The organism is Bacillus sp. J14TS2 (genome assembly GCF_018333015.1).
Lineage (GTDB): Bacteria > Bacillota > Bacilli > Bacillales > Bacillaceae_C > Lederbergia.
On record NZ_BORE01000001.1, the window covers coordinates 303,095 to 324,228 of the forward strand.

Consider the following 21,134-nt stretch of genomic DNA (forward strand, 5'->3'; position numbering starts at 1 on the left):
CTCCCTTTTCCTTATACCTTCATACATGAATGACGAACAATTAGTTTTGGTTGGATGAGAACATATTTCTGTGCGAATTCCTCATCATTCAACTTTTTAACGAGAGCATTGGCAGCCACTTCACCCATTTGAGAAAGAGGTTGTTTAACTGTTGTCAGAGGAGGATAAACCCATTTTGCTACCTCAATATCATCAAACCCAACAATTGAAAAGTCTTTTGGGACTCTAAAACCTAGTTCATGTGCGCATAAAAGTGCTCCGATCGCCATTTCATCGTTGGAAGCAATTACAGAGGTAAAGCCATTTACTTTTAGCAATTCCCTCATGGCCCAGTGCCCGCCTTCTTCTGACCAATCGGAAGGAATTACCCATTCAGGTTTGTAATCAAGTTTTAATTCCTTTAAGGCGTCTTCATATCCTTTTCTACGCCAAAATGTAGCAGAAAACTCTTCAGGTCCTGTTATATAGGCAATATTTCTATGACCAATGCGATATAGATAATGAACAATTTCCTTCACACCCATTTCATTATCTATATCTACAGAAAAGACATTTTCAATATGGCGGCCTTTTTCTGTACCTCCAACAAGAATAACTGGTATCGGTAATTTCTGAATTTTTTCTAACAGTTCCGCTGAATGTTTTAAAAAGCTAATATATATCAACCCATCGACTTGTCTTTCCAATGCTAGATCTAAAAATCCAAACTCTCCTTGATAATGCGAAGTCCGACTATAGTAAGCACATTGATAACCACATTGATTAGCAACTTGCTCAATACCTCTTAAAATGCCTGCATAAAATATATTGGTAATATCGTCCACAACAACCCCAATTACTTGTGTATTGTTTTTCACCAATCTTCTAGCGTTTACATTTGGGTGATAGTTTAATTCTTTTATTGCTCGTTTCAAGGCTTCTTCTGTTTCCTTTTTTACGCTATATCCATTTAAATAGCGAGAAACCGTACTTTTCGAAGTCTTGGCTACTTTGGCGACATCGTTTATTGTAGGATTCACCTATTCACCTCCAAAAATTGCAAAAGTAATTAAAAAGACAAATGGTGGAATCGTTCCCAATAAGGAGCAAACTTACTCTATAAAAAGAGATTTTTCAGAAACATGATTATTCTTTCTACTATTAGGAACGTTCCCATTTTTTATTCACTTAAATTTTAGTTCATTTAACATATCTTTTCAACCCTTTTTCGTGCATTTTTGTGGTTTTATATGGTTTATTTGTGCTTTTGGAGAATGCCTTTATACTAAATTAGTCAATATCTACGCTATTCATTTATTACTAATCAGCTGCTACCTTCAAACAAATGATGTTTCGCTGACGTTACGAGAAATGAGAGTTCGTCAAGCCCCAGGAAAGAGAAGACAAGACTAAGGAGACTTGCCACTCGCCACCGAAAAGCGGAAATATATTCTTCCCGGAGCCATTACATACGCCATAGCAGTGTGTTTTTTCTTTGGTGAAAATATTTTTGTTCCAACCTCGATATTCACATGATTATTCTTGCCATTCCAACAGATTTGTTTCCATTACTGGTTTTGAAGGGTCTTTTGGTATTCTAAAAGTTTTGATCTCACATGGTCCAAAATCAGCCGTAATCGAACGATCCCATTTAGGTAATTGAATCGTTGCTTTCGTTGATACCTTATTTGTTTCATAGCAGCGTATGATGATATCATCATTGTCTTCAGCTTGCTTCATTGCACTTACAATTACATTATCTTTGTCAATCGATATATAAGAATCCTTTTGAGGCAACGAACCTTTATGATACGTTTCGATTAAAGCAATAGGGCGCTGGTTTAGGACAGCTGCATGTTTAACCGTGAGGGCATTTTCCCAACTCTTTTCATGCGGTAATAAGGAATATTGAAAACGTTGAATTCCTTGATCAATAAACGAATACTGTCCTTCTGGATCTGGTATTAATGGAACATGGTGAGCATAGATTGGACTTCTCAGAACGGTAATGCTCATTTCATTTCCATCCACGTCATAGCTATATTTCGCATCATTTGTGATGCTCAATCCGTAGCTTCCTCCTGTTGCTTTGATGGTACCTGAGACATCAATCCAACTTTGACCTGGCTGTTCATGCCCATCTGCTTCACGAATAATATGTCCATAAGCCGTTTCATATGTTGCTTTTCTATGCACTAAATCAACTGGAAACTTGAGTTTAAGTGCTTTAAATTTTTCTCTCCAATCAAGTGTGACTTGTACATCTATATGATTTAATTCCTTATACATAGTAAAATCTTGTAGTAATGTAGAAGCACCGAATTCACTTACAACACGAATCACTGATTTAACTGATCCATGTTCAATCCTCTGAATACTTTTTGGTTTAAACTGACCAACTACGTCATCATAACGAACAACCTCATGGGACCATGTATCACTATGATCATTGATCACAACTGGTCTTGCCGCTTCTCCAGCAAGGATTTCATATTGGACTTCTTTATCATAGAAGCTCTGTATCAAACCTGTTTCAGGGTTGATTTCTAGTCGATAACGATCATTCTCCAACACATAATCATTCGCTTTAATAGTAGGGAACTCTTTAGGTGTAGAGTCAGATATTACCTTATACACTCGGTAACCCATTGCAGGAACATCTGCAAGGAAGCTCAGGCGGTTACGACCATTTGCTGTAGCATGTGATTGAACAACCTGAAGCGGAACCTCCTGACCATTTTCATCAATGAGCATTTGATCATCTTGGAGTTTCTTGAACTCCACTTCAACATTGGTATGGATAGCCCAAGAATGAGGATTAAAGACGACAATTGGAAGCATGCTTTCATCCTGTTCGATATCAATATTCCAAGCTAAAGATTGCACAGCATAATTAAGTCCTCGGTCCGCGATAGACATGGCTTCCCCATGCATATTTCGTGCATCTTCATACGCTGCTTCTAAGCTTGTTCCCGCCAAAATATCATGAAATTGGTTAAAAAGTACATTTTTCCACGCCTGCTTATAATCAGTTGGATATGGTTGTCCTGTCACTTGATTAGCAATAACAGCTAGTTTTTCCGCGGCACCCAACAAATTCTCAGCTTCCCGATTCCACTTCTTGATACCAGAGTGAACTGAATAACAGCCGACTGCATGATATTGTAAGTCTTCGTGAACAGTAGGGAGGGTGAGATTTTTCTTTTTTACTTCAGCAAAAAAATGATTTGGTGAACTTAACACTATCTTTGATGTATACTCTTCCTCATTTAAACGTTTTAGACTTTCAATATTCTCTTTTGTCGGTCCCCCACCATGGTTTCCAACTCCGTAGAAACTCATGAGTTCATTGGCGGGTTCTTTTATTTCATCAGCACATCTTTTTACATGCTGCTCTAAATCTTTGCCCCATGTCGTATATTCAAATGGAATTTGAAAAGCCATCACCCGAGACCCATCATCTGACTCCCACCAAAAGAGACGACCTGGTAAACCCTTCTCATGCGGTCCCGGGCGCATGAATACATAATGGTCCATTCCGCTTTTTTGCAAAATTTGCGGAAGCATCCCTGTATGCCCAAAACTGTCGACGTTATACCCAACCGTAGCGGTGACCCCAAATTTTTCTTTGAAATAGTGCTGTCCATATAATCCTTGGCGTACAAAGGATTCTCCGCTAGGTATATTGCAATCTGGTTGCAACCACCATCCACCACAAATAACCCACCTTCCCTCTTTAATCTTCTCCTCTATTTCCGCAAACATTTGCGGATCATTATTTTCTACCCATTCATACATCGCAGCAGAACTAGATGTAAAAACAAAATCATCGTATTCATTCAAGCGATCCAATGCGGAACGGAATGTAGCCTTTGTTTCTTGAAACCCTTCCTGCCACTGCCACATCCAAACAGGATCAATATGACCATTACCAATCATATGCAAAGTTTTCTCTTTCATAGTTAATTCCTCCTCAAATTCTACTTTTGGGAACGCTCCCGTTATTTGTTTTAACATTACAGGGAATGTAGTCTAGGGCCACATCCAGTACAAATTCCTTTAAGAATTACTTTTGTTTCCCTTCAAGGCAAGCAATGCCACTGAAAAACTAGCTAGATCTCCAATACTCTCTCCAAGGCCTGCTGGAACGACTTCACATACAGATAAAGACAGACCAATCGCCTCTTCTTCAAGTTCCTTTTTAATCAATGGTTCCAGTATATCTTTCTGACGGCCATAAATACTTCCGATAACGATTTTTTCTGGGTTTAAAATATCCACAAATAACGCTAATGCTCTCCCTAAGTGATGCCCAACAATAGAAAATACTTTAAGGGCTAATTCATCCCCATTTTGAGCTGCTTCTCCAACTTTTTTGGTTGTAATATCATGCAATTCTGCTAAAGTCTGGCAAAACTGCGGGCGCTTTCCTTCCTCAATTGCCTGCTTAGCCATTGTTGTGGCAAGTCTAGCAATTCCACCCCCACTGCAAAACCCTTCAAAAGAACCTGCTTTTCCAAAGCCGACTGGCCCTTCTTCTGCTAAACGAATATGCCCTACTTCACCAGCCAAATCATTCGTTCCAGAATATAGTTGTCCATTCAAGATTAATCCTGCTCCCATACCAGTACCAAAAGTAAGAAACATCATATTTTCTGTGCCTTTACCTGCTCCCCATCTCCATTCTGCCATGGCTCCTGCGTTGGCATCATTTTGTAATGCGACTGGCACATGATAATATGCCTCAAGTTGATCAACGATTTCTATATGATCCCATCCAGGTAAATTAGGTGGACATAAAACTACACCTTTTCGACTATCTAATGGTCCCCCACAGCTAATCCCTATTGCAGCTATCATCACTTGATGCTTGTCAATTAACCCATCCAAGCTTTCTATCATTTTCTGAATAGATTGTCCTGGTGTACCTGGTGTTGGAAATGCTACTCTTTCAAGTATTTCTATTTGCTCTTCTCTCAGTTTCCCGAGAATAACAGCACATTTTGTCCCACCGATATCTAAACCTGCCAAAATAGTCATGATTGAAAAAACTCCTTTTCGAGCATAATACAAAGTGCATGATAAATAGGAAGATGTCTTTCTTGTATATCCAATGTTTCTTTCCATGGAACCCGAATCGTTACATCACATATTTCTTTCATCTTCCCACCACTCACACCAGTAAGCCCGATCGTTTTCAAGCCCATTGCTTTCGCTACTTGCATGGCTTTTGTAACGTTCTTAGAGTTCCCTGACGTACTAAGACCAAGTACAATATCTTCCTTTTTTCCATAGCCATATACTTGCTGAGCAAAGACCATGTCAGCTGCAATATCATTTGCAAATGCTGTTGCTAACCCTGTATGGCTCACAAGTGATATAGCTGGCAATGCCTGTTGTAAATGATCCGCCATATACTCTCCTGCGGAAGGATCTATCTTCTTTAATTGTTGTCTAAACGGCTCATCAACAGGACGTTTTAGCACAAACCCTTTCATTAATTCGCCGACAATATGTTCACAATCTGCTGCACTTCCACCATTACCACATAATAAAAGCTTCCCACCATGGCGATAACTGCTTACAAGCAACTGAAAGGCCTCCTCCAGATCGGAAGTACAATCTACTAGTTCAGGATATTTACTAACTAATTTTTCCAACTCTACATTCACCGTTTTCCCTCCTTTACAAAACTAGACATCTAGGACAAAACTTCAGCTCTACCATTGAAGTAAATGTTCAAAGGCTTCTTCGATAAAAGTTTCATTTCCAAAGCTACCTGATTTTAATACAAAGAGATAGGGAGGATTCGTATGGGATAAACAAGAAGGTAAACCCGGCTGAATTTCTTTCCATACTCTCATCCCTTCTATCCCCAATGTCCTACAAACTGTTGCCGATGTATCGCCACCCGCGATGACAAAGCGATACTGTTCTGTTCTCCTAATGACTTCAGAGGTAATATGGGCAATGGTTTCTGAAACCATTTTAGAGATTTCTGTATTATTTAATCCATGTTTCGCAGCTTCAGCTTTTGTTTCTCTAACCTTCTCGTTTGTATTGGTTGAATGAAAGACAACATTTTTCCCATCAAGCATGTCCTTTACAATTTTTTCAACCAACCCATTGACAAAGCTATTCTTTGCATCACTTTTTAAAAATTCAAATGTGTCAAACTCTATCACACTATTTCCTGTTCGTTTCATATAATTGATTTGGTGATATGTTTGTGGCATAAGGCTTCCTGCTGCACAAAACAGCCCTTTCTCACTCTTTTTTGCTGGTAATGGTAACAAATTTTTGGCCTTGTCCCGCTTTTTCTGAACCTTGGGAATTTCCTCTGCCAATGCAGAACTTCCACAGATTATCTTTTCTTGATAAACAGCCTTCGCAATTTCATACAAGTCATTCTGATTGGTTACATCTAAGATTATATATTGAAACTGTTCATTTATTTTCATTTGTTGAATCTGTTGTTTGATTGCCTTTGATCCTTGCTTGATAATCTCCTCATGAATGGCTCCGACTCTCCGGCTTGTTTGCGACTGTAAAATGGTGACTAAATTAGATTCCTTCATTGGATGAATCGGATCATCCTTAAATTGAGAATCTTGTAGCTTGTCTCCATATACATAATGGATGGAACGAAGCGTTGTTCTTCCGTTTTTCGGAAAACCTAGCACAACAATCGCAAACTCCTCTTTCAGCGCATCTAACATCGCATCAAATTCCGATCCTATATTGCCACGAAAGACAGAACACGTTTTATTAAAAAATTGGTCGGCCCCTGCTTTTTGAATGTCCAATGTTGCCTGATAAACTTTATCATACGCGGTCTTTTCATCATCCAGCCTAGAATCCGTATCAAATATTAAAACATCTCGATTGTCCTTTGTTACATTCGATAACACAGTGGGACCGTAGCTGAAAATATCTGCAATATAATTTGACTTACCAAACATTACTCCAATATCATTTGAACCAGTAATGTCGTCTGCTATCACACCGATCATATTCATTTTCCACCTTCTTCTTGGCTTATAACCGGAGTGTTCAAGAAAATCTTGAACAGTGTTTTCAGGCAATTGTTTCATCGGAATTGAAGCCCCGTTTGCTGTAATGAACATCCGACAGGCAAATTCAAGTGTCTGTAGAGCCATGCGAGCCTCTTTGACACTTGTATCAAAGACAAGAACACCATGATTTTCTAGAAATAAAATATTTGCTTTCGCAGCCTTCTCCCTTACAGCCTCTCCTAAAGTAGTAGAGCCTGGATGATGATAAGATACTCGCTCACAACGCTCAAGATAATACATCGATTCCACAAACCACTCCGATGGAATCTCAACATCAGAACAAGCGATCAGCGTGCTATAAAAAGGCGAGGCATGGAGAATCGCATGAATATCAGATCTCTCCTCATAAATTGCTTGATGCATTGGTATTTCTTTCGACGGTTTTCGGTCTTGTGTACTGCGCTTGCCATCAAAGCAATATTCCACAAAATCATCCGCTAAGAGTTCTCCCAAATATGTTCCACTAGCCGTAATTAAAAAATGATCCTCCGCAGTTCTTGCACTTATGTTTCCAGCATTTCCCCATGCCAAATCATGATCCATCATGTACGTTCCAACTTCTTGCAGTTGCCTTCTTATTTCATTAACATTTGACAAGTACAATCACCCCATTATCCTTAACTCTTCAGAGAAGGCCTGTGCTTCTTGTGCTGCATATAAAATAACCCCCACACACCAGGCATGTGATAACGTCAGTAACATTCCTTTTGCTTGAAAACTATTGGTATTATAGTAACGCTCTGTGACCATCCCTTTATAGGCATTAAAATCACCATCTTCCCGGGCAATACATTGCATAAAACAGGCAAGATTATCACGGGTACGATCCAAATAGTAGGTGTCACCAGTATAATGCCATAAGCGGAGCATTTCAGGTACACAGAATAACCCATAATTATGAAGATGTTGATTAGATGGGGATGCCTGATCTGCTCCACGAGAGCGAAAATCGAGTTGGCGCAACATACTAAATTTTGGAAATGCCAAATTATAGGTCCATCTAAACGTCATCATCCAATCGGCTACATGTGAGGCCAACTGAAGCCATTGCTCTTTTTTATCTGCTTCATATAATAATACATACGCAACAACACCGTTATAGGCATCTTCAGATGTTGGGGTTAAATGGACGTCTTCCGGGGCGCCGTAAATAAATTCATCCTTAATAAAATGTCGATAATAGTGACCCGCTAAGAGGGCAGCATTCAAATACCGATCATCCTGAAAATATTTATGGCCCTCTAAAAGAGCCGCAATCCAAAGAATCCCTCCAGCTCCATCCCATTCTTCTACTTTCCCCGTTTCACAATGGTAGTACGAACCAAAATTACCATCTTCTCTTTGACATTGAACAGCAAAATCCAAATTTGATTGAACCGCCTTCTCCCAGTCTTGATGTGTTTGATCATGTTTATGTTCAAACAACAACGATCGGACCATAAACAAAGTTGCTTCGGAAATCGTACGTGCTTGCAACCAATTCCTATTGGGATTCCATCCTGTCCCCCAACCTTTATCTACTTTCCATTCAGCCCAGAAAATGCCAATTGGGGCTAATCCTGAAGCGATTTTATCCATCACGTTAATCGCTGCTTCTGTATAACTCTTCACATCATTCCTTCTTCCGTACGTCAAGAGCGCATGAGCATATTGGGCACCACTCACCCAACCAACGTGCATATGTGGACGATCACCCTTGCCACCAACATTGCCATTCAACTCCCGATCAAAAGCAGCCGTTTCATTGAGAATATGGTAGTTTGGATCATAATGCCAATAGTGTAGTCCATGTGCTGTTAGTTCTGCCGCTTTCTTCAAATCTACCCATGGGTTTAACGAATACATCTTTTGATGTTGACTATATAGTTCTCTAATAAATGGGTCATACGCATGAAGATCCTGCTCTCCTACGTATACTTTATATTGAATCTTCACTGTTTCAGCAGGTTTCCATTGATATGTTGGACAATCTGCTGGATGTGGTTCCACTGGGCTAAAGAATGTTTTTGGCTCTTCACGATATGGATAGTTAAGCCAAATAGTTGTCTCATCTTTATTGCCAATAAAACCGAGGCCTGTCAATCCTACACTAGACATTTCTTCTGTAAATAAGGCCCCGCTAAAATGATCATTCCAAGCAAATACAGCCGGTAGTGCGGCACGATCGGAGCGAAATGCCCAATAATCAGATTCTAATTTTTCGATATCCCCACCGTTATAGTCGTATCTTGGATACATTCGCGTATTATGAGAAAAACGATTCTCTTTATAAAACGCCCCTGGAATCATCCATGTTGGTTGCCCGGAGCCAAAAAGATCATACCGTACCTGAAGACCTGCATGTAGCGGCTCGTTCCCATGATAGGTTACTTCCATATTCACATCCAAATATTCACATATTCCCTTTTGCGCTTTTACGGTCGCATAGACACCGAAATGAGTGGATGATCCCTTTAGTGTGATCCACTTATTCGTCTTTACTACCTTAGAAATAGGAACGTTTTCATTTTCTGCCAGCCCCATTGTAGAAATCAGAGACGATAATTGCATGTAAGCATCCTTATTCTTGATCGAAGAGGGAAATACCCTTAATTTGTAATTTCCATTTGATTGTTGTATTTCTGTATGCATTTGACCCATTTTGCCCTACCTCCCTCAATCCGTCACTTTAAAAATATGTAAAAGGGATTTTTTATAAGGTAGAAACCCGGAAAAGAACACCCTCATACATATTTATTTTGCTTCATTCAAAGATTAGTTGAAGTCTTTTGCATGTTGCTCACTTGTTAAAAAGTTTATAATTTTATCTATCACTGTTTCCTCTACGGCATTTTGCCCTTTTCGTTTTTCATCTTCTGGTAGATCTTTACACTCCTGATTGGACATTCTTTCTTCTCTTCCTAAGGCACCAAGCAGACTTAATTCCAAGTCTGTCGCAATATTTACTTTACTAACTCCTCCATTCGGAAGTTTCATTGCTTCTTGGATTAATTCTGCAGGTACACCAGACCCACCATGTAAGACGAGGTGAACAGGAGTGTTGGCACGTATTGCCTTTAGTCTCTCAATGTCCACAGTAGGTTCCTTTACCTTATAAACACCATGTGCTGTACCAACAGATACCGCTAATGCATCTATTTTTGTTTCATTGACAAATTGTAATGCTTCATCAGGGTTTGTATACAATTCCTCATCATTGTCTGTTTCTACAAAATCCGTTGTACCAATTTTTCCAAGTTCCGCTTCAACTGAGACACCTTTCGCATGAGCATACTCTGCAGCTTTTGCACTAATGTCAATATTTTTATCAAGTGGATGCTCAGATGCATCAATCATGACCGAGGTAAAGCCAGCTTCAATGGCATCCTTAATAACTTGAAAATCCTTCGTATGGTCCAAATGAAGAACAGTTGGAACTGTAATGTTTTCCTCTTTCATCGATTGATAGAACTTTTCTCCAAATTCAAACGGTGTAATTCCGTAACGGTCTAATTCCTTTTGTGAAATTTGTACGATAATAGGTGATTGCGTTTTTTCCCCTGCTCTTAAGATTGCAGGAATCATATCGGTGTATCGTGGAGAAAAAGAGCCAATTGCATATTTGCCTCGCTCTGCTTGTTCCAATGCCCTTTTTAAAGTAAGCACATTTTTTATATCTATTTTTGTCATTGTAAAAACTCCCCTGTCAGATTCAAAACTAATAAACGCTAAATATTCATAAATTCTTTTTATAGAAATCTCTTAGTGGTTGCTGTAATGACATATAGCCTTCTTCAAATATACGCTTGTATTTCTTAGAATTCGTTTGATTCGGCTGAATCACCACTTGATCATTTCGAGAGATCAAATGAAACATTTCTTTTTGGTCTTTATAAATGCCACAACCTAATCCAGCTGCAATCGCAGCCCCTAGCAATGTCGCCTCCGTAATAGAAGGTATTGATAGTGAACAGTTGGATACGTCTGCTTTGATTTGCATCCAATGTCGATTTTTTGTCCCTCCACCAACAGCAACTAAAGTTGATATATGGAATTCCTGCAATTTTTCAATTGCTCTTCTCATGTTTTCAAATTCATAGGCTGTACCTTCTAATAGGCTTCTTAACAGCATCCCTTTATCATGGTGTGTCTGTAGACCAATAAAGGCACCTTTTGCATTTGGATCTGCTTGTGGTGAGCCGCTACCTGCCAAATACGGATAATACAAGATACCAGTCGGCTTTTTGATAGTTTTATCTAAAAGGGTATTGATCTCTTCATAAGATAAACTTTCATCAGAAAGTTGGGTTCTTAGCCATTCTACCGACCCACCTGACGATTGTATGGCTCCCATAAAAAAAAGAGAATTGGGTAAAATATGACATCCGAAGTTAAAACCCGAATCATAATCTTGTTTTGTTAAAGCTCGCTTATCAAATGCCCCAACTAACGTCTCTGCAGTACCAATTGAGTCAGATACAACTCCTGGTTCAATCGCACCGACTGCTAAAGCTGCACAGACATGATCATGGCCTGAGACAGCAACTGGAATCCCCTTTTCTAATCCTATTGATTGAAAATCATGGGAGGGAATTTCCCCTATTTTTGTTCCACTTGGCTTTGCCTCCGGAAACAAAGAAGTACTTAGTCCAAAATGGTTGAGCAATGGGGCATCCCATTGCCTTTGGTCAATTCGAAAGGCAAAAGTTCTTGCAGCTAGAGTGTAATCAGTACCAATTTTCCCAGTTAATTTGTAAGCAATAAAATCAGAAGCTGATACCCACTTAGCATGTTTTAAATACTCAGGATTTTTCTGTTTTAACCACAATATCTTCGCAAGGCCATGTTTGTAATTATTTCGAAGACCTGTCTTAATAAAATGCTCAACTGGATCTATTTCTTGTTCAACTAATTCTGCGATCGGTTCTGTCCGCCTATCAAACCAGGGAATAATATGAGAATGATAGTCCCCAGTCTTAGGATCAAGCAGTAAACCACTTTCAGCCATACTCGTGATTCCAATGGATGCGATTTGTTCTTGTTGGTCTCTGGCGACCTCTCTAATCGCCCTTGCCACAACTTTCCACATTTCATTTGGGTGATAATAAGTATGCTCTTGCTTATTCACATAATTTTGATTTTTATGAATTGCCAACTGAATAAGTGTTCCGTTTTTATTGAACAACCCTGCTTTAATATGTGTTGTACCTATATCTATCCCTAGTAATTTCATTTAACGCTCGCCTTTTTCAATGTTTCAGAGACTTGTTCCATACCTAGTTCTGGGCTTGAAAGGAACTTCCCTTGTAATTCTGTGGGAAGTGTTGAAACCACCCGAGCCATTGACGCTTGTGCTAGAACAACCACATCTACCTGTTCAGTCATCGTCTTTAATACTTTAGCTAGGGTGTGGTCATGCCCTTTCTGATCACCAGCTAATAGTAATTGATATGACTCCCCAGCTACTTCTGATATTAATTCCAATGATTTATGACAGGCATTTGCCTTTTCTTTTAATAGATTTATTGTCGGATGTAATGTTGTGGCAAGTGTAGCAACTACTCCAATCCTATTACCCTTTTCAATAGCCAATTCAGCCATTGCTTCATCAATTCTAACGATCGGAACAGATACACTCTCCTGCATTTTTTCGACAACCTCGCCTACAGATGAACATGCATTCAAAATAACGCTTGCACCAACTTGTTCAGCAATTTGGGCATATTGAATTAATCGATTTTCTACTTCTTTTACATTTCCTCCATTATCAATCAATTGAGGTAAAATAGAATCATCCACAAAATTGATTACTTCAGCTCCCGGGATTTTATAACCCGCAAGCTTTTTTAGAGAGTCAACGGTGACCGGTGTTGTATGAATGATGGCAACTTTTTTACTCATCGGCCTCTCTCCTTTCTGTGTTTTCTTATCGTAATAGATAAGATGCCAAAAGATTGGTTTCAAATGTGGTTTCTTGTAGATATTTTGTTGTTTACACCTCTAATTATGTATCAAAACCAAAAAAACGTCAACGTATTTCCTAAAAAGAGACAATAGATATTCTATCCTGGGTCATTAACCACTCCTTCCCATTAACTTTTATTCCTAAAGGATTGGTGTCTCAACCATGCCCTCTCATCATTCATCGTCCAAATTTCCCAACCCACAAAAAACCCGCAAACATTGGTGTTTTGCGGGTCTTTTACTTATAATATAAGTCAATTATAAAAGCTATATTTGTATGGAAGCTGAAATTATTCTTCTTCCTCTTCCTCCTCTTCTGCTTCCTCATCATCGTCTAATTCATAGTCCTTATCATCATCGTCATCGAGAAGGTCGTCATCAAATTCTTCTTCCTCAAATTCTTCCTCACGAAGAGCTTCTAAGCTTTCATCCTCTTCTTCCTCATCATCTAGAATCTCCTCATCGTCCTCAAGATCGTATTCAAGTTCTTCTTCTTCCAGATCCTCAAGTGGATCTTCTTCTTCCTTGACCACTTTTTTCGCTTTCTTTTTCTTCTTAGGTTTTGTTTGCATGACTACTTCTTCATCAATTTGTTCAATCGGATACCATTCACGAAGGCCCCAACGATTCTCACCAAGTGTCATAAATCTTCCATCTATATTTAAATCTGTATAAAATTGTACCATTTTTCCTTGCATTTCATTTTTGGATAATCCTAGATTAGCTCCCAATTCATCAATTAATTCTTGAAAGGAAATAGCTGCCCCTCTCTCTTCAAAAATTTGAAAAGCAACCTCAATGAGGGACATTTCCTGTAATTCTTCCTTTGATCGTTGCAACATTGAAAATTCGCTCCCTTTATAGATATTTACAGTTTTATGTACGTAAATCCGCGATAAGATCATTTTCCCAGCAAGATTACCTATTTAACTCAGTTTCCCTTGCTAAAAACATCTGTATTCTTCTTTATCTAGCTATTTTAAGGCTTTTGCTTACGATAAGTCAACATCGGCTGAATAGGCGCTTCCGCTTTTCTTTGTCTAGCTCCAGCTCCTAGCTGCTAGCAAACTTTCGGTGACTTCCTACGATAAGTCAACATCGGCTCATACTTCGCCGTGTTTCCTTTATCTCCTCAGTCCCCTAAAAAGTTTGTACGCAGCTGGTCAGGCGCTTCCGCTTTTCTTGATCCAGCTACATCGCCTAGCGACTAGCAAATTTACGGCTTCTTCCTACGATAAGTCAACATCGATTCGCCCTTTGGGCTCATCGTGTTTCCTTTATCTCGTCAGAAGTCTTTAAATTTGTACGTCGCTGAACAGGCGCTTCCGCTTTTCTTGATCCAGCTACATCGCCTAGCGACTAGCAAATTTACGGCTTCTTCCTACGATAAGTCAACATCGATTCGCCCTTTGGGCTCATCGTGTTTCCTTTATCTCGTCAGAAGTCTTTAAATTTGTACGTCGCTGAACAGGCGCTTCCGCTTTTCTCATTATAAACAAATAAAATTCATTTATGCTACTGTTTTTGATTTATTATTGGTTTTTGTTAGGATCTTCATTTTTTATTGAGGTTTTTTCTTCCTTTTTGGATGCGAATTGGCTTTTATGTACTAAAAAGAATAAAAAGATCGATCCAATCAAGAATGGGATCGCTCCTAGCGAATTTTGATAAAGAAAAAAGCTGGCGATCAAGAATAAACTCCCCACCATTATATAAAGTGCTATTTTCATACATCCACACCCTGTTCATCGAGGTTTGTTCAGTAACTTTTCAAAAAAACGTTTAAAAAATAGAGGATACTGGGATATAACTAAAATGTTAAGCTCCAAAGAAGAACGATATATGATCTTAGCGGAGGAAATACGCGTAGATCCCAAAGGGGGAAGCTTGCCAGTCGCCCGGGAAAGCGAAGTATATTTCCGGAACGAGTATATGCACCCACTAGTTCTTTTTTTCTCTTGTGAAAACACTTTTGTCCCAATCTTACCTATTTTCACATACTTCGAAGACTTTTTCCTTAGGCTTATGATATTTTTTCATTTTTAGGATTTCCGCAAACTGATCTTTCCAATAATTCTGCTACATCATAGGTGCCAATATCATCTTCCACTTCTTTTGCCTTTGTTCCATCCGATAACATCGTTAAGCAATAGGGGCATCCTGAACTAATGATCGATGGATTTACCTTTAAAGCTTGCTCTGTGCGCGCAACATTCACACGTTGCCCCACATCTTCCTCCATCCACATTAATCCCCCTCCAGCTCCACAACACATCCCGTTCTCACGATTGCGAACCATTTCAATCAACGTAATTCCTGGAATCGCCTTTAAAATTTCCCTTGGTGGATCATAAACTTCATTATAGCGACCTAGATAACAAGAATCATGGAAAGTGATTTTCTCCTCGACATTAAATTTTGGTTTTAGACGTCCTTCCTGAATCAGTTGGTAAAGTAGTTCCGTATGATGAAATACTTCCGCTTGAAAGCCAAAATCAGGATATTCATTTTTAAAAATATTATAAGCGTGCGGATCAATGGTCACTATTTTTTTAATCTGGTGTTTTTCGAATTCCTTTATATTAGCTGCAGCCAATTCTTGAAATAAAAATTCGTTTCCTAATCTCCGAGGGGTGTCTCCAGAGTTTTTCTCTTTATTTCCAAGGATAGCAAATTTCACTTTTGCCTCATTTAATAATTTTGCAAAGGATAGAGCAATTTTCTGACTGCGATTATCGAAAGCGCCCATGGAGCCTACCCAAAGCAGGTAGTCAAATTCTTCTCCCACCTTTTTTAGTTCCTTAACAGTTGGGACCTGAACATCCTCCCGTGCTTCTCTCCACACTTCCTTCTCTTTGCGATTTAATCCCCAAGGATTGCCTTGCCTCTCAATATTTTGCATCGCACGCTGGGCATCTGGATTGACTTTGCCTTCCGTTAGGACCAGATAACGGCGCATATCAAGAATATGACTTACGTGATTATTCATGACAGGACATTGATCTTCACAGTTACGGCACGTCGTACAGGCCCACAACTCTTCCTCTGTAATAATATCACCGATCATACTTGGATGATAATCTACTGACGCAGCTGCTTCTTTCGCTCCCTTTCCCGCTCCAGCCTTTGCCAATTTATTTCCTAAAGTTCCTGAAAAGGCATATGTCGGAACCCACGGCTGCTTACTTGTTACGGCTGCTCCATGGTTCGTAAGATGGTCGCGTAATTTCGTCATAATATGCATAGGTGATAATGCCTTTCCAGTTCCGGATGCTGGACACATATTGGTACAGCGTCCACATTCTACACAGGCATAAAGATCAACTAGTTGCAAATCTGTAAATTCATCAATTTTTCCTACACCAAAGGTTTCTTGCGTTTCGTCCTCAAAATCAATGGTTGATAACTTCTTTCCTTCATCAGGATTGCTTAAATAAACATTTGCGGGTCCCGCAAGTAAATGGGCATGTTTTGATTGGGGAACGTAGACGAGAAAGGCAAGCAAAAGCAGGAGATGAACCCACCAAGCAATATAAAACAAGGCGGCTCCTACCATAGGGTCCAACCAACGAAAAATACTTGCTATTCCTGCGGCAACAGGTTCTGTCCATGTTCCAGGCTCTTGATGCCATATGAAGGACATCGCATTTCCAAATAAGACAGATAGCATCAGACCACCAATAAACAATAAGACTAACCCTGCGTAAAAGCCTCTTTTTAATCTCGCTAACTTTTCAATATACCTCCGGTAAAAAGCGCCAATGACTGCGATTAAAATGAGAAGTGTGACAATTTCCTGGAAGAATTTAAAACCAGGATATAGGGGACCTAACGGAATATGAGAAGCGGGGACAAGTCCTTTCCAAATAAAATCAACAGCCCCGAATTGTACAAGAATAAACCCATAAAAAAACACAACATGAATAAGACCGCTCTTTTTATCCTTCAAAAGCTTCTTTTGGCCGAAAACATTAACAGCGATTCTCTTTAGTCTCTGTTTCACATCACGATCGAATTCTGCCTTTTTTCCAAGTTTCATATAAGCGATTCTTGTCTTCACTACATACACGAAGAGATAAACACCGTAAGCGGTTGCAGATAGAAAAGCAATCCAATTAAGCCAAAACAGCGCACTCATTCCTAGCACTCCCTTTTTGTATCTTAGTCTCTTTATCATATAAAATGAATGAGCATTCAGTCAATGTCTTTTGTTTCTATCCAAATTATGTTGCAACCAATCACTTTATTCCAAGATTCACAAATTGCTAGGCGGATGTCCAAATGAACAAAAGCGCAAGCGCCTTGAACTAGGAAGAAAGGCTAAGTTCGCGCCGTCCTGGCGGCAGACTCAAACGCGACGTCCTGTCGCTTCGTCTGCACTAGTACATCCTGTACGTCGCAACGCCGATGGACTCGCTCCTGCGAGCCTCAAGCCGATGGCGCCGGGAGCTGGATCAAGCATTAGCCAGAATTTATACTTTCTTACCTTTTCAAAAAAAGCAACCCCTCCTTATAGAAGTAATTGCTTCTGATTTTATGTTCTATCATTTTATTCTTAAGCCTATAACGAATCAAAATGAAGAAAGTAATCTAATTGTTGCTTGATCCCTTCTTGTAAGCTGGCGCGCAACTCACTTGGATCAACCGATTGTCCATTTTGTAAAGCTGCTATGCTAAACTTCCCTTCAATTTTCCCCAATAATAGTGTTTTTATTTCACTCAATGCCAGCACGGCTCGAATATATCCTTCATCCGAAAGGAAACCATTTATAAAAATAGAATGATGAAAAAGCTGCTTGCCTGAATCCGTCCAAGTGATAATAAAGGAATTTCCATATGTGCCGCATTGGAAATCTTGAGAAGACAGGCTTTCTGCGACCTTAAACTGGCTTTCCCAGCCTATTCTGCCATCTGAGTCCATTACTTTCAGAGAACCAGGAGCTTGGATACAGAGCGTGTTTTCTTTATACTGCACACATTTTTCATTGATGAGCGCGTCGTTTTCGCTCCGCCATTCATTTGGAAGCAAAACGATTTGTGGCTTTGGGATTATGGGATGGGTCTGTACTTCTACCTCTGTTTGATAGACCTTCTGAACCGACGTTTTTTGAATGACCTCTTCTACATTCCCGACAGCATGAACGTTCCCTTTATCCATTAGAAGTACACGATCACAATAAAGACTTGCAATATTCAAATCATGAAAAATAGAAAGAACAGTCAGCCCTCTTTCAATTACCCATTTTTTCAATTGATCCAATAGTTCTTTTTGGAAGGCTAAGTCCAAATGATTTGTTGGCTCGTCTAGTAGTAAAATTTCCGGATTCTGTGCTAGAGCTTGTGCAAGGAAAACACGTTGCCGTTCGCCACCTGAGAGCGACTGCAATAATTTATGCTGAAAAGAGTAAACGCCGGTCGCCTTCATTGCTTCCTCAATCATTCGTTTATCCTCTTTTCGGTCAGTCGCATGAAATAATCCCTTTTGATGAGCATAGCGCCCCAATGAAACCGTCTCTCTTACGGTATATGCAAAAACTTCAGAATGAATTTGCGGCAACACAGCCATTTTTTTCGCCAGCTCTTTCGCGGTAAAGCTTTTAAGCGATCTATCCTGAAGAAGGATCTCTCCCTCTTTTGGATGCAGCAAGCCACTGATCATTCTCAATAAAGTTGTTTTCCCACTCCCATTCGGCCCGAGGATACCAAAGATCTCCCCTTTTTCTACTGCAAAGGAAAGATCAGCTAATACTTGATGGCCAGGATATCCACCCGAAATATGATCAATTTTCAGCATTTTATCCTCTACTTTCTCTTTTTCGTCTCATCAAAACCATGGCAAAAACAGGTGCTCCAAAAATGGCTGTAATGACTCCGATCGGAAGCTCCGCTGGTTGGATAATCGTCCGAGCGATTAAGTCAGCTAGAATTAAAAAGCCGGCCCCGATAAACATGGATAACGGCAATAAATGTTTATGATCAGGCCCCCATAATAATCTTGTTACATGCGGGATAACTAAACCAACAAAGCCAATGGTGCCCGAAACAGCGACGGCCGCTCCAGTCAGTAGAGAGCCGGCAAATAAAACAAGCATTTTGCGCTTTTCCACATTGACTCCTAGATGCTGCGCTTGCTCCTCACCAAACGACATCGCATTTAGTTCACGGGTATTTACTAACAATAAGCAAGCACCAATAAGGAAAAACGGAAGAATGATCCAAACATAACTCCAGCCGCGCATGGAGACACTCCCTAACAACCAGCCAATAATTTGTCTTAATTCTTGTCCAGATAAAGCAATAATCAAGGAGAGGAAGGCGCCCAAAAATGAACTAAAGATAATGCCTGTTAATATAATCGTCTCTACTCGCATTCCAGGTTCAATTTTACGAGCAAAAAATAAGACAATAAAAATTGTAATAAAGGCCGCAACAATACTGGCGATTGGTAATGTTAATAAACCGACAAATGGAAGACTGATTTGAAAAAAAATCACCACGACTGCTCCAACCGAAGCACCGGAAGAGACCCCCAAAGTATATGGGTCGGCCAACGGATTTCTCAGTAATCCTTGAAAAGCAGCCCCTGCCAATGAAAGGGATGCTCCAACCAACCCGGCAAGCATGACACGCGGCAAACGAATATTGGTGACAATATTATCAAGCAAAGGATCAGCTTGAATGGAAAGAGGAAGAAGATGATGGCTAAAAATAACCATCATCTCCTTAAAAGAAACTTGTACTGTCCCGACACCTATACCAAGACATAATGTAATCACCAAAAAGACGATCGCAAGGCAATATGAAATGCTTAACTTATTCTCCGTATATTTCTGGATAAATGGTTTTAGCAAGCTCCTCTACTCCTTCAATAATCCGCGGACCTGAGCGACTTACAAGATCTTCGTTCACTTGATATACTTGTGCCTCTTTGACCGCAGTTACCTCATTCCAAGCGGATCTCTGTAACACCTGATCTACTGCATTTTCAATATAACTATAATTGACAATGATCACATCAGGATTACTTTCAATGACAGCTTCCTCGTTTAAAGTAGGATACCCGTCCTCTGTCACAGTATTTATCGCACCGACTTTTTCTAACATTTCATTCATGAATGTACCTTGACCTGTCGTGAATATTTCTGGTGCTGGTTGAAGTTCAACGAAGACTGCTTTTTTCTGATCATCAGCAATCTCTGCCGACTTCTCTGTAATCTCTGCTAACTGTGCTTGCATATTCTCAATAAGCTCGCTCGCCTTATCTGATTTTCCAAGCGCCTGACCAATCGTTTCAATCGTTTCATAGACTGATTCAAAACTTTGTGCGTCCTCGATCACCAATACTGTGACCCCACTATCTTCTATTTGCTTGAGTCCACTTTCCCATGTTGCAAGGTTGGTACCATGAGCAAGTACAAGGTCTGGTTCCAAGGAAAGTACCTTCTCAACATTTAATTCAAAATTAGCGGCCACTTTTTCGATCTCATTCACTTCTTCAGGATAATTATCATATTCGGTAGACGCACCGACCACGTCATTTCCTTTGTCTAATGAAAATACGATCTCCGTATTACTTGGCATTAAGGAAACAATCCGTTCCGGCTCCTCTTTGATCTCCACATCTTTCCCTGTTGCATCTATAATCGTCACTGGATAAGCAGCTTCTTCTGTCGTCTGCTCCTCTGTTACTTGCTCCTTATTTCCTTCTGAATTTTTTGTATTTGGTTCTGCATTCGTTCCGCAGCCGGTTAGTAACGTAAATAGTAGCAAAATAATAGCTATAAAATTGATATTCCATTTTCTCATCTAAATTTCCCCCATATAAAATAATAAAAAACATCGCCTACTGGAGATGCTTTGAGTTATGCAGAGAGCAAAATTTTTTCGCTACTTCCTCTCTCCCCATCCGCGTAGGTTGATTGACAAATAGCATCGGCAGGTCTCCTGGCTTATGATCATCACTTACTACCCCTTCCCATGCGAATATGCACAGTGGACTTTGTAGCAGCTCCCATTTACAGTGGCGGGACCGCGTTGGAATCACACCAACTTCCCTATTAAGTCGAAAATAAGAAAAGCGCAAGGCGGTTGTTCAGTAACGCACGAGCACACAAGGCTTATTTTCGACACCGATAC

Annotated in this window: 15 protein-coding genes and 1 riboswitch; all 15 genes read right to left on the reverse strand. The window is 39.8% G+C overall.

Annotation, left to right across the window (positions count from 1 at the left end; translation table 11 throughout):
* Positions 1–11 precede the first annotated feature (11 nt).
* The 15 genes from KI375_RS01250 to KI375_RS01320 all read right to left on the reverse strand — a co-directional run bounded on the left by KI375_RS01250 (position 12) and on the right by KI375_RS01320 (position 20,804).
* Positions 12–1,019 (reverse strand): LacI family DNA-binding transcriptional regulator, encoded by a 1,008-nt coding sequence (locus tag KI375_RS01250; RefSeq protein WP_212971730.1) that lies wholly within the window; start codon positions 1,017–1,019, stop codon positions 12–14.
* 496 nt (positions 1,020–1,515) lie between these two features.
* Positions 1,516–3,939: an alpha-mannosidase gene (locus KI375_RS01255; protein ID WP_212971731.1), complete on the reverse strand. Its 2,424-nt coding sequence runs from the start codon at positions 3,937–3,939 to the stop codon at positions 1,516–1,518.
* Between the two features lie 99 nt (positions 3,940–4,038).
* Positions 4,039–5,019, reverse strand: coding sequence for an ROK family protein (locus KI375_RS01260; protein ID WP_212971732.1), 981 nt, complete (start codon positions 5,017–5,019; stop codon positions 4,039–4,041).
* A complete protein-coding gene (locus tag KI375_RS01265; RefSeq protein ID WP_212971733.1) occupies positions 5,016–5,651 on the reverse strand; it encodes a D-sedoheptulose-7-phosphate isomerase in 636 nt (211 codons plus the stop codon). The genes KI375_RS01260 and KI375_RS01265 overlap by 4 nt, the downstream gene beginning before the upstream one ends.
* Positions 5,652–5,699: 48 nt before the next feature.
* A complete protein-coding gene (locus KI375_RS01270; protein ID WP_212971734.1) occupies positions 5,700–7,652 on the reverse strand; it encodes a four-carbon acid sugar kinase family protein in 1,953 nt (650 codons plus the stop codon).
* Positions 7,653–7,658: 6 nt separating this feature from the next.
* On the reverse strand, positions 7,659–9,695 hold the full coding sequence (locus tag KI375_RS01275; protein ID WP_212971735.1) for a YyaL domain-containing protein: 2,037 nt from the start codon (positions 9,693–9,695) through the stop codon (positions 7,659–7,661).
* 114 nt (positions 9,696–9,809) lie between these two features.
* Positions 9,810–10,724 (reverse strand): class II fructose-bisphosphate aldolase, encoded by a 915-nt coding sequence (locus KI375_RS01280; RefSeq protein WP_212971736.1) that lies wholly within the window; start codon positions 10,722–10,724, stop codon positions 9,810–9,812.
* Positions 10,725–10,770: 46 nt separating this feature from the next.
* Positions 10,771–12,267 carry an FGGY-family carbohydrate kinase gene (locus tag KI375_RS01285; protein ID WP_212971737.1) on the reverse strand — a complete coding sequence of 499 codons (1,497 nt, stop codon included), beginning with the start codon at positions 12,265–12,267 and terminating at the stop codon, positions 10,771–10,773.
* A complete protein-coding gene (locus tag KI375_RS01290) occupies positions 12,264–12,935 on the reverse strand; it encodes an aspartate/glutamate racemase family protein (protein WP_212971738.1) in 672 nt (223 codons plus the stop codon). The genes KI375_RS01285 and KI375_RS01290 overlap by 4 nt, the downstream gene beginning before the upstream one ends.
* 353 nt (positions 12,936–13,288) lie before the next feature.
* Positions 13,289–13,840, reverse strand: coding sequence for a DNA-directed RNA polymerase subunit delta (gene rpoE / locus KI375_RS01295; RefSeq protein WP_212971739.1), 552 nt, complete (start codon positions 13,838–13,840; stop codon positions 13,289–13,291).
* A gap of 690 nt (positions 13,841–14,530) precedes the next feature.
* Positions 14,531–14,728, reverse strand: coding sequence for a hypothetical protein (locus KI375_RS01300; protein WP_212971740.1), 198 nt, complete (start codon positions 14,726–14,728; stop codon positions 14,531–14,533).
* A gap of 293 nt (positions 14,729–15,021) precedes the next feature.
* On the reverse strand, positions 15,022–17,136 hold the full coding sequence (locus KI375_RS01305; protein ID WP_212971741.1) for a (Fe-S)-binding protein: 2,115 nt from the start codon (positions 17,134–17,136) through the stop codon (positions 15,022–15,024).
* A gap of 423 nt (positions 17,137–17,559) precedes the next feature.
* Complete coding sequence (locus tag KI375_RS01310) at positions 17,560–18,792, reverse strand: ABC transporter ATP-binding protein (protein ID WP_212971742.1); 1,233 nt, start codon at positions 18,790–18,792, stop codon at positions 17,560–17,562.
* 1 nt (position 18,793) lies between these two features.
* Positions 18,794–19,849: a FecCD family ABC transporter permease gene (locus tag KI375_RS01315; RefSeq protein ID WP_212971743.1), complete on the reverse strand. Its 1,056-nt coding sequence runs from the start codon at positions 19,847–19,849 to the stop codon at positions 18,794–18,796.
* On the reverse strand, positions 19,812–20,804 hold the full coding sequence (locus tag KI375_RS01320) for an ABC transporter substrate-binding protein (protein ID WP_212971744.1): 993 nt from the start codon (positions 20,802–20,804) through the stop codon (positions 19,812–19,814). The genes KI375_RS01315 and KI375_RS01320 overlap by 38 nt, the downstream gene beginning before the upstream one ends.
* Positions 20,805–20,915: 111 nt before the next feature.
* Positions 20,916–21,097: riboswitch (cobalamin riboswitch) on the reverse strand.
* Between the last annotated feature and the right edge of the window lie 37 nt (positions 21,098–21,134).